The organism is Hyalangium sp., assembly GCF_035629615.1.
GTDB lineage: Bacteria > Myxococcota > Myxococcia > Myxococcales > Myxococcaceae > Hyalangium.
Genome location: NZ_DASPHO010000666.1, coordinates 1 through 10,260 on the forward strand (window position 1 = coordinate 1; position 10,260 = coordinate 10,260).

Here is a 10,260-nt window from a genome sequence, read left to right on the forward strand (position 1 = left end):
AAGCAGCGCGCCAGGGAAGACATCCACCGAGGGGAACTGCTTGAAGGAGACCTGGAGCTGCCGCTCGCGCACCTGGAGGCGTGTCTTCTCCAGCTTCTGCCGCTGCTCGGCCTGCGCGGTGATGGGCGTGCGCAGCATCACGTCATGAGACACGCCGGCCACGGCCTGGGCCTGCTCGAGCGCCTCGGTGGTGGGGCCCTCGGCCAGGGCGTTGAGCACGCGGGCAGAGTGGCGGATGGCCTGAGGTAGGTGCACCTGCACGTGTCCCACCCGGAGGCGGCTCAGCGGGGCGGCCGTGCCCGAGGAGGGCTTGCTGTCGGCCAGCAGGTACTCGTTCTTCTGCGAGTCGTAGCTGAAGACGCCGTTGTTCGCGTCCACGTACCAGAGGACGAAGTCGTAGAAGCTGACCTCGGGGGAGTCCGCGCCCAGTGCCAGGCACAGCATGGGCAGCTTCTGCCGGAGCACGGCCCAGTCCTGGGAGATCTGGAGGCTGGCCTTGTGGGCGTCGACGATGTCCGCCACGGACATGTCGGTGTGGAGCTCCACGGGGCGGTGCTGGCGCCAGAGCACCTGGGCAGCGTCGGCGAACTCGAGGGTGTAGCGGCGGAAGACGCGCTCGGTGTCCTTGGTGTCACCGTGCGTTTCCGCGATGAGGCGGCGGCTGCGGACGAGCCCCTGCACCAGGAGCGGAGCGGGGGGGGGATCCAGAGTGGGATCCACCGAGGCCACGGACAGCCGCACCTGGGCCAGATCCGGCTTCTGGAAGGCGGTGAAGAGCGGCGCGTCCTTCTTCTCCATCGAGGTCCAGAAGGTGACCGAGCCGGTGAAGCCATGGCTGGCCATGTGCAAGGCCACATGCTTCACCTGGCCGCCAGGAATGGAGAAGGACTTCCCTCCCAACGTGAGCGTCAGCTCGAGCTGAAGCTCCTCCTGGAATGCCGTCCTCACCTCGGGGCCTCCTCACTCACCTGGGAAGCGGCCGCTCAGGCGACGTTCTTCAGCTTCAGCGAGCTCAGCCACTTCCGGGCATACCCTGCGATGAGCTCGGCCTTGTTCGTGCCATTGATGATGGCGCGCGCCTTGCGGAAGTCGACGCTGGACGCAGTGATGTAGTCAGAGAGCTTCTTGCCCGTGAAGCTGCCTGTCTTCATCCCATGCACGAGCACGTAGAGCGACACATCCGGCCGCAAGGTGAGGTCGGGGCTTGTCACCAGCTCCAGGCCCAGGAGCTTGCCGTACTTGGCATAGTTCTCCTTCCACGTGAGCTGGACGTAGCCGCGCCCGTAATACGGGTAATAGCGCAGGTTGTTCTTCCGGTACGCCTCGGCCTTGGCTCCCAGGTAGTAGGCCTCCTTGACGGGCTGGAAGGTGTCGCCTGTCTCGAGCTGCACGGTGGCCAGGACATAGGCGATCTGCTCCGGCAGGGTGACGCCTTGGCGGACGCACTCTTCACGGATCGCCTTGACGGTCGCCGTGCGATCCCCTCCTTGGAAGGCGGGCAGCGGCGACTTTGTCTGGTTCGTGTTGGCCGTGACGATCTGGGTCGTCTGGGTCGGGACGAGGGTGACCGTCGTCGTCGAGGTGTGGGTGGATGCCTGGTTCTTGTTGTCCGCCACGCGAACCGCTGGGCCCCGGCTGAACGTGACGGCATTGCCGACCGTGCGGTACTTGGTCCCGTACTTGGTGACGGTGTCCGCCTCCAGCCTGCCATCCGGCATCCGGTGCAGCGTGATCAGCTTGCCGCCAGCGGGATCATTGGCCTGGTAGACCTTGGCCTGGGTCCGGCCCGTGACGAGAAACCAGTGATCGCCCGTCCCGTCGTACTTGCCTTCCCGCGTGCCATTGACCTTGGTCGAGTAGTCGACGTGGACGATCACAGGGCGTCCTGCGTCCAGCTCCTGGTCGATCTTGTCTGCTTTCACATCCAGGAGCCGAACCAGATCAACCTCGGGAGTGACCAGCTTCCCCATCAGGTCCCACGACTGGATATCTCCTCCAGTCCCGAAGCCTTTGTTCTTCTTCATGAAGGCAGCCATCTCGTCCGGCGTGATCGCCTTGCCGGTGATGCCGCTGAGGGCCATCGTGACGGCCGTCATGGCACAGCCAATCTGGCTGACGTTCTTCCCAGACGCGCTGGCGATGACGATGCTCCCCCAGGTCTCATTCTTGCCTGTGGTGCTGTCGTAGCCCTGGGCATAGAGCGGGTAGCCATCCCTGCTAGGGAAGGTGCGACCGGCCTTGATGAACTCGGTGGTCCCCACCAGCGGAGTGTCCTGGGATGGGGTGTCCTTCTTGGGCGAGCCAGAAGGAGCCGTCAGCGCTTTCCAGGTGAGAGGCCCAACGATTCCATCTGGATCCAGCTTGTGGGCCTTCTGCCACTCGATGACGGTCTGCTTCGTCACCGGACCGAAGTAACCATCGGCACGGACGCCGACCTTGGCTTGAACCGACTTGACGTCGTCCCCCGCGCTGCCCTCCTTGAGGGTGCGAGACGACAGCGCGACTCCGGTGCGATACGTCTCGAACTTGGGCGTCTTCGTCGACACGGTGTGGGAGGTTCCTCCGGTGGTGGAGGTTCCTCCCGTATCGGAGGTCACCGCCGTCTTGGAGAGCCCCCACGAGGCAGCGGAGTCATACAAGGCCTTGTCCGTCTTCACGGAGATGTGAGCGTGGTGCGTGTGGCCATTGGCGCCGGTATAGGCCGCGGGAGTCCACGCAGGCAGTGCGGGCTTGGTGCGAGTGGCGGACTTGGCGTAGGAGCGCCACATCTGCCGGTCCCAGATGATGTACTTGATACGAGGGTCGCGGCGCTTGACCAGCTGGGCCACGATGTCGTGCATGCTGGCGCCGTTGGCAGGATCGTGGGTGAGGTCACGCGCCGTCACCACTCCCATGCTCCCGTCTTTGACCCACGGGTTGTGGTCGCTGTCCGAGGCGGCGTGCGCCGCATCGCCAATGGAGCCGTCACTGGCCTTGCTTCGCTTGGGAGCGATGCTGTTCAACTCGGCCAGGAGCTGATCCAGTGACTTTGCGACTCTCCATGCCGGGGCCATGTCGTCTGCCTCCTCTTATGCCGCGGAGGCATCATAGCCCTACCCGCCCTCGTCCTCCATGGGGGGTTTCTCGAATCGCTCCGGGTCGTAGCGGCCCGTCTTCGGGTTCCACGTGTAGCGGACGGAGAGGTGCCGCGGTGCTCGCTCCTGCCAATGGACGAAAGCCTCGATGCGTGACAGGTCTGGCGTGATTTCCCAGTCCACCTTCTGGCCTTGGCTGGAGGCGCCCTCCAGCTCTTCGGGTTCTGAGAACCGGCCCTCGGGATCCATCTTCACGAGGTGGAAGGTCACCTGGGGGCAGGAGCCACACGTCCCGGTCCCCAGCAGGGACTGAATGCCTTCGGTCACCCGGAGGATGTGCAGCCCCGGTGGCCGCTGGGTGTGCAGGAGGACTCGCGTGCCGCTGTACTGTGCGTCCAGCAGGGTCTTGTCGCGCCGCGACACCACCCAGTGGCCGATGTCTCCGGTCACCTCCACCTGCGCCGGCACCGTCAGCAGCTGCACGTCTCCCAGCGTGGCCTGCTCCTCCAGCTTGGACAGGTCGAGGCTCACCACCTTGGGGCTCGGTGCCTCGGGAGCGTACTGGTAGCCGATCGCTGGGTTGATCCACACCTCGAGCGAGCGGGCGTCCGGCGCCGGCTGGTACGAGCCGCTCTCATGGGCCTTCAGGGCGCGCTCGAGCAGCGCCGGCCATGCGCCGAACCGCAGCGGCCTGGCGAGCGTCACCGCATGAAAGGTGCTCGGGTCACCGAAGCGGCGGCCCTTCGAGGAGGACAGGAAGGTCTCGAGCTTGCCCTTGCCCTCGTCGCTGTCGACCAGGTCCACGAGCACCTGGAGGCTCTGCAGCGGCGCCTGGGCCGACCGTGGAAAGGCGCTCGGGGGGATGAGCGCCTCGAAGCGGTAGCCGCCTGCCATGGGCTCGTAGCGAACGGAGCCCACCGTGCCCTTCTGGCCGAAGCGCACCAGGCTGCCGGACATCAGCCCGTACTGAGCGATGAACGGACGCACGAGCTGCTTGCGGAGGTCCGCCTGCTTCTTCCACCACTTGCGGCAGTCCGCGGGCGTGCCCTCGACGATGGCCTCGTTGTTCTCACAGGCCTCGGCGGTGGGCACCGCGTGTTCTCCGAACTGGTTGACGAAGGCCAGGGGAGGCATCACCGGCTGGGGCAGGGCGAGCCAGATCTCCACGTGGTCATTGTTGATGTGCTCGGGCTTCGTGGAGAGCTGGACCTTGTCGTCTCGCACCTCACCGGCCACGGCGAGTCCCTCGGCTCCCACGGCGAGCCACACCTGGGCGGACAGATCCTGCGGCGAGGAGACCTTGGAAGGGCCGGCCACCTGGCTGTCGGCCCCGAAGGTGATGGAGGCGGGGAGCTTCCACTCCCCCAGCTTCCCGTCGACCTTGAAGCCCGCGGGCAACCCCTCGTGGAGTCGCAAGCCTTGGGAAGGGGTGACATCGCCCGTGGCGGGAGTGGCCGCCAGCAGCAGGAGCGTGGTGGACGCGAGGAACAGGGACACGGATGGACCTCCTGGCTTCGTTCTCTAGCACCCCAGGCCGGTGTACCAGTAGTCTGCGCCCCCCTTCCTACCCGAGACGGAGAAGTTCCATGCCTCTGCTTTGCCGGAGCCGTCTGTGGCTCGCCGTTATGCTCGTCCTGGCAGGCTGCAAGTCGGAGCCTCGTGAGAGCTCCGCCACGGACACAGGCACTGCCGCTGCACCGGCTCCCCGCAAGGAGCCCACCGCGACGCCCGCTCCCAGCAAGGAGCCCACGCCAACGCCAGCGCCGGCCGCCATCTCAGGCACCGCGCTGTCGTACCTGAAGCCCGTGGACGCTCAGCATTGCCAGTGGGTCCGGCAGCCGCTCCCCTCCGGGGCGCTCACGGACTACACCTTTGACGCGCCCTGTGACGAGTCCCTGCTGTCCTGGAGCCCGGACGGCACCCAGGGGCTGGTGTTCAGCTTTGCCGTGGGCGACGGGGCCCAGCCGCGCACCTGGCTTGTGGACTTCGCGGGGAAGAGTGGCAAGCCGATGGACTTGAAAGGACTGCCCGGCGGGACGGGAGGGGCCGGCCCCGACAAGGCGTCCATCCACATGGTGGGCTTCGATGCGCAGGGGCGCCCTGTGGCGCTCGTCTTCGTCCACCGCGCGCTGGAGAAGGGTGAGGGCGGTGAGCGCTTCATCACCTTCGAGGGCCAGCGCTACCCGGTGAAGGGGGGCGAGGGCTTGCCAGGGCTGGCGCTGGCATACCGGCTGGAGGGCACGGAGTGGAAGCGCTTCGAGGCGAAGGCAAGCTTCTTCGAGCCGGAGAGCTCCCCCGGAGTCGACGTGCTCGAGGCCGCCAAGGCTCTGCCTGTCCAGACGTTCTCCCTGTTCGGGGATCCCCCTGGGCAGGAGGCCTCGGAGGGTGCAGCGCAGAGGCTGGAGGCCGCTCTGCCGGGACAGGAGCCGTCTGGAAAGTGGATGTCCTTGTCCACGCCGGGCGGCACTCTCCACTACCGGGGCAGGCGGGATCCGGAAGAGGGCACCTTCTTCCCGTCTGCTCCTGTGCGCTGGGAGCAGGAGGGGAAGCTGGTAGAACTCGAGGGGCTGACGGCGAAGGAGGGCGACCGCCTCGGCTTTCAGGCCAGGGGTGGGCTGCTGCTCGTGGTGGCCCTGGCCGGTGAGACGAAATCAGCGCATGTCTTCGACACCCGGATGAACAAGAAGCTCGTCTCCGTCAAGGACATCGAGTCCGCATCCTTCTCGCCCGAGCCGTCCGGGCCATGAGCTTGCGGAAGGGCCAGGAGCTCAGCGGGGCAGCGGCAGGGTGAAGGCGAGCTGAACATGGGCGCCTGCCAGCTCGGGCCTGAGCGAGGCGCGGACCTGCACGCCCCGCTCGCCGTTCCCGGTAGACACCACCCGCGCATGGAGCTGGCAGTCCTGCCCCGAGCCAGTGGGGAGGAATGCCTCGGCGGCCCGAGAGAAGGCGGCGGCCACCGCGTCAGGACTGGCTCCCGTGGGCAGGCGCTCGGCGAGCTCTTGAGCCAAGCGGACGAGGCGGCCGGTGAGGAGCTGCCCGGGGAGCCGCGTGGCGTCACGGCCGCCATACACGGTGGGGGCCGCCGCCAGCATCACGGTGTTCGAGTCCCACCATCCGCTCACGGCGAGCAGGCCCTGCGCGGCCAGCCGCTCTTGCTCCCTCAGGGAGAGGCCCGCCTCGGTCGACACGGTGGAGCCCGCGTGAGGTTGCCAGACCGCGGGCGAGCGCGTCCCGCTCCCAGGCCCGACGAGGCGGCCGAAGGTACGCGTGTCGCGGAAGCTGGCCGAAAGCAAAGCCGCCACGGCGAGCGCGGGGCTGGTGAAGCACTGGCGGCGGATCTCTCCCTGGTGCTCGGCCAGCATCACCACGGGGTTGAGGGCAGCGCATAGCCAGCGTGAGGCCTCGTCCGAGCGCAGCTGCTTCCACGCCTCTCGTGAGCGGGCCTCCTGCTCGCTGGCGGGCTGCTGTCCTTCTCCGAGCAAGGAGAAGGGAACGGCCGCCACCATGGGCAGCGAGGCCTGCTCTCCCAGGGCCGCGAGCTGGTGCAGGGTGTCTATGTCCTCGCTCGCGTCCAGGATGAAGCAGGCATCGGGACGCTGGAGGGGAGGGACGTCCAGGCACTGTGCGAGGGTCTCCACGAGCGAGGCGGGCTCGACATCGAGCACCTCGATGTCCATGCCCGCGGAGGCGGGGCAGTGCTCCCTCAACCAGTGGAGCCCACGCCAGGTGGACTCCAGCCGTGTCACGACGGGATGGTGGAGGAGGTCACGCGCGGTGGCGAAGAGGGCCTCCTCGAGGGCGGCGCGCGCGATGCGGCGGGCGTCCTCCGGCGAGCGAGAGCCACGGAGGGCCTGGGCCATGGCAGAGGACAGGCGGCCCGTGCTCAGGAGATCTTCGAGGCGAGCGGCTTCTTCGACGCTCGGCATGCGAGCGCCGGACAGCACCTCGAGAAGAGGGCGCAGCGTGCGCAGATCCGGAACGGAGTTGACGACCTCGGAGAGATGGAAGGCGCCCAGCCGCTCGAAGGAGACTTCATAGGAACTCGCGTCGCCGGAGCCGATTCGGTCCTGGACGGTGAGGCGCAGCCGGCTGGCGGCGCTTCCGAGCTGCCCGGTGAAGAAGTCCTCGGTGAGAGGGAACCGGCGTCCCGAGGGCGTGGGGAGGAAGGCCCCGGCGACGAGCCAGCGCACGCGCTTGCCTGACGGTGGGGGTACGTCCAAGGGATGCCTAGCGGCTTCGAGGTGGAGGACCTCACACTAGCCGAACCTGTCTGGCTGTCAGGCAGGTTTGTCCCGTGCGTGCCGTGAGCCCCTTGCCACGCGCCCTCGGTGACATTTCACGCTTGGGCCGCATAATCCGCAGTGCATGTCACACCTCTGCCTCCTCTTGCGGGCCGGTCTCGCGTCCGCGCTCGTCCTGCTGGCCTCGTGCCGCATCGAATCGGCTGCGCCCTCGGATGCGCCCGCTTCGACGGTCCAGGAAGGTGCGCCCTCTGGAGAGGTGTGGGTCTACACCTCTATGTACCAGCACGTGCTGGATGCGCTCGCTCCGCTGCTGAAGGAGAAGCTCCCGAACGTCCAGGTCCACTGGTACCAGGCGGGAAGCGAGAAGGTCGCCAGCCGCCTTGAAGCCGAGCGAGCTGCGGGCGCCGTTCGCGCGGACGTCATCGCCACGTCCGATCCCTTCCTGTACGAGCGGCTCGCGCGCGAGGGGAGCTTCCTGCGCTACGCCTCTCCGAACGTGCTCCGGGTCCCTCGCGCGCTGCTCGACCTCGACGCCCGCTACGCGGCTGTGCGCCTGTCCACCATGGTCCTCGTCCACAGGCAGGGGGACGTGCCCCCACCGGCCTCCTTTGCGGACCTCGTCGGCCAGCGCTGGCTGGGACGCGTTGCCATTGGCGATCCGCTCACCTCGGGCACGGCGTTCACCTGGGCCGTGTTCATCCATGAGAAATATGGAGGGGCTTTCTTCGCACAGCTGCGCCACAAGGGAGCCATCGTCGCGGGAGGAAATGCCGCCGTGCTCCAGAAGGTGGAGAGCGGGGAGGTGGACGCGGGTGTCCTGCTGCTCGAGAACGCCCTCGCCGCGAAGGCGCGAGGCAGCCCCATCGAGATCGTCTGGCCCGAGGACGGCGCTGTCGTCATCCCCGGCCATGTGGCCCTCTTCCACACGACGCGCAACCCCGTGGCAGCCAAGGCGCTCGTGGACGTGCTCCTCTCACTCGAGGGCCAGCGCATCATCGTGGGGAAGGGGGACATGCACGCGGTGGATGATCGGCTCGAGGGGCCGCGCGGTGAGGACGGCCTGGAGTTGTTGATGACGCGCTCCCAGCTCTGGACTCCCGCTCTCATCGAGCGGGGCCTCACGCGCGGCGGGGAGATCAAGGAGACGTTCAGCAAGGCCTTCTCGCGATGAGCGCGCGAGAGCCACTCCCTCGGTGGCTTGGGCTCGGCGCCTGGCTGGGGCCTGTCCTGTTCTTCGCCCTCGGCCCGGTGGCCGTGTTGCTCCTGCGAAGTGTGTGGGCTCTTGGCGGCGATGCGCTCTCCGCGTTCTCGGGCGAAGCGGGAGCGTTCGTGAACACGCTCGTCATCTCACTTGGGGCTTCGGTGTTCGCGTTCGCGCTCGGTGCGCCCTTGTCGCTGCTTCTCTTCCGCACGGACCTCCCACTTCGCGGCACCTTCGCGGTGCTCTTCATGCTCCCCTCCGCCATCCCTCCGTTCATCTGGGGCATGGGGTGGATCTCGCTCGCCAGCCCGCGCGCGGGGTACCTGAACCGACTGCTGGGAGAAGGGACGCTCGACATCTATGGCCCCGGTGGCATCGCGTTCGTCATGGGGCTGTCGGGGCTGCCGCTCGTGCTGCTCGCGGGGGCGGCCGCGCTTCGACGCGTGGACCCGGCACTGGAGGAGGCTGCGCGTGTGTGTGGCGCTTCGCCCGTTCGCGCGCTGCTCGCGGCGACGATTCCGCTCACGATGCCGTCGCTGCTCTCCGGGGCGGTGATGGTCTTCCTCATGGCGGTGTCCGCATTTGGTGTGCCGTACATCCTCGGCGTGTCCGCGACGCCTCCTACGCGAGTCCTCACCACGCGCATCTACGAGCTGGTCCTCCTCGGAGGAGAGGGGAGCCTCGCGCGTGCCGTGGTGCTCTCCACCGCGCTCCTGTTGCTTACACCCCTGGCGCTCTGGGCCACCTGGGCGCTGGGGAGATCCGGCCGTGTGCGCCTGAGCGCTGGCAAGGGCGTCTCTCCCCGGCTCTTTCCCTTGGGACGAGCCCGGCTGCCCGCCACCTTGGCGGCAGGCGCTGTGGGCGTGCTGCTCGTCTTGCTTCCGCTTGGCGCTGTGGCGCTCACCTCCATCCAGCGCAGCTTCGGCGCCACGCTGGCCTGGGAGAGCTTGACGCTCAGGCACTGGTCGGGCGTGCTCTTCGAGGCGCGCACGCTGCAGGCCATGGGGCGCAGTCTCCTGCTCGCAACGGGCGCGGGCCTGCTGGTCTGCGCCTTCGGGCTCGCGAGCGCCGTGCTCCAGCGCCAGTTCCGTCGGCTGGGTGCCGGCATCGAGGCGCTCGCCGTCTGGCCCTATGCCGTCCCCGGGACAGTGCTGGCCATCGCGCTCCTCATCGCGTTCTCGCGCGATCTGAGGTTCATCCTCTTTGATCGGATCGCCTTGGTCCTGGCGCTCTCACACACGCCCTGGCTGCTCCTCATTGCCTACGCAGCGAAGTACCTCGCGCTGGGCACGCGCAACACCTCAGAGGCGCTCGCGCAGATTGATCCGTCGCTCGCGGAGGCGGCGCGGGTGAGCGGCGCCGGCCCGCTGCGGGCCTTCATCGACGCACCGCTGCCGCTGCTGCGGCCCGCGCTCTTCGCCGCATTCGTGCTGGCTTTCCTCTCCTGTGCCACGGAGATCACCATGTCCGTCCTGCTCGTCCCGGCCGGCTCCCAGGTGCTGGGCACGCTCCTGTTCGAGCTCCAGAGCTACGCGGACCCCGCCGCCGCTTCGGTGCTCGCCTGTGCATTCGTGGCGCTCGTTCTGCTGGGACAGGGGCTCCTCTCGCTCGTGCAAAGACGTGCCGCGGAGGTGCGGTGATGGCGGCTATTGCTCTCGAAGGGCTGGTCAAGTCGTTCGGTGCTACACCCGTGGTCCGTGGCCTCACGCTCGAAGTGCGCGAGGGCGAGTTCGTCTCGCTC

General features: G+C 67.8%; 6 protein-coding genes and 1 pseudogene. 3 read left to right on the forward strand and 4 right to left on the reverse strand.

What is annotated here, in order from left to right:
- The 3 genes and pseudogenes from VD972_RS33805 to VD972_RS33815 form a co-directional block, all read right to left on the reverse strand.
- Positions 1–948, reverse strand: a pseudogene (locus tag VD972_RS33805) (hypothetical protein); the annotation flags it as partial.
- 35 nt (positions 949–983) lie between these two features.
- Positions 984–3,053, reverse strand: coding sequence for a peptidoglycan-binding protein (locus tag VD972_RS33810; protein ID WP_324992925.1), 2,070 nt, complete (start codon positions 3,051–3,053; stop codon positions 984–986).
- 39 nt (positions 3,054–3,092) lie between these two features.
- Complete coding sequence (locus VD972_RS33815) at positions 3,093–4,571, reverse strand: hypothetical protein (protein WP_324992926.1); 1,479 nt, start codon at positions 4,569–4,571, stop codon at positions 3,093–3,095.
- An 89-nt stretch (positions 4,572–4,660) separates the two neighbouring features.
- Here VD972_RS33815 and VD972_RS33820 point away from each other — a divergent pair, with 89 nt between their 5' ends.
- Positions 4,661–5,821 (forward strand): hypothetical protein, encoded by a 1,161-nt coding sequence (locus VD972_RS33820; protein ID WP_324992927.1) that lies wholly within the window; start codon positions 4,661–4,663, stop codon positions 5,819–5,821.
- Positions 5,822–5,842: 21 nt separating this feature from the next.
- Here VD972_RS33820 and VD972_RS33825 read toward each other — a convergent pair whose 3' ends face one another.
- The gene (locus VD972_RS33825; RefSeq protein WP_324992928.1) at positions 5,843–7,264 is read right to left on the reverse strand and encodes a type VI secretion system contractile sheath domain-containing protein; all 1,422 of its coding nucleotides are present in this window, start codon (positions 7,262–7,264) and stop codon (positions 5,843–5,845) included.
- 175 nt (positions 7,265–7,439) lie between these two features.
- On the opposite strand from VD972_RS33825, the gene VD972_RS33830 reads away from it, so the two are divergent.
- Together VD972_RS33830 and VD972_RS33835 are read left to right on the forward strand one after the other, a co-directional pair.
- Positions 7,440–8,489 (forward strand): ABC transporter substrate-binding protein, encoded by a 1,050-nt coding sequence (locus tag VD972_RS33830; protein ID WP_324992929.1) that lies wholly within the window; start codon positions 7,440–7,442, stop codon positions 8,487–8,489.
- Positions 8,486–10,159 (forward strand): iron ABC transporter permease, encoded by a 1,674-nt coding sequence (locus tag VD972_RS33835; RefSeq protein WP_324992930.1) that lies wholly within the window; start codon positions 8,486–8,488, stop codon positions 10,157–10,159. Before VD972_RS33830 ends, VD972_RS33835 begins: the two co-directional genes overlap by 4 nt.
- The last annotated feature ends 101 nt before the right edge of the window (positions 10,160–10,260 follow it).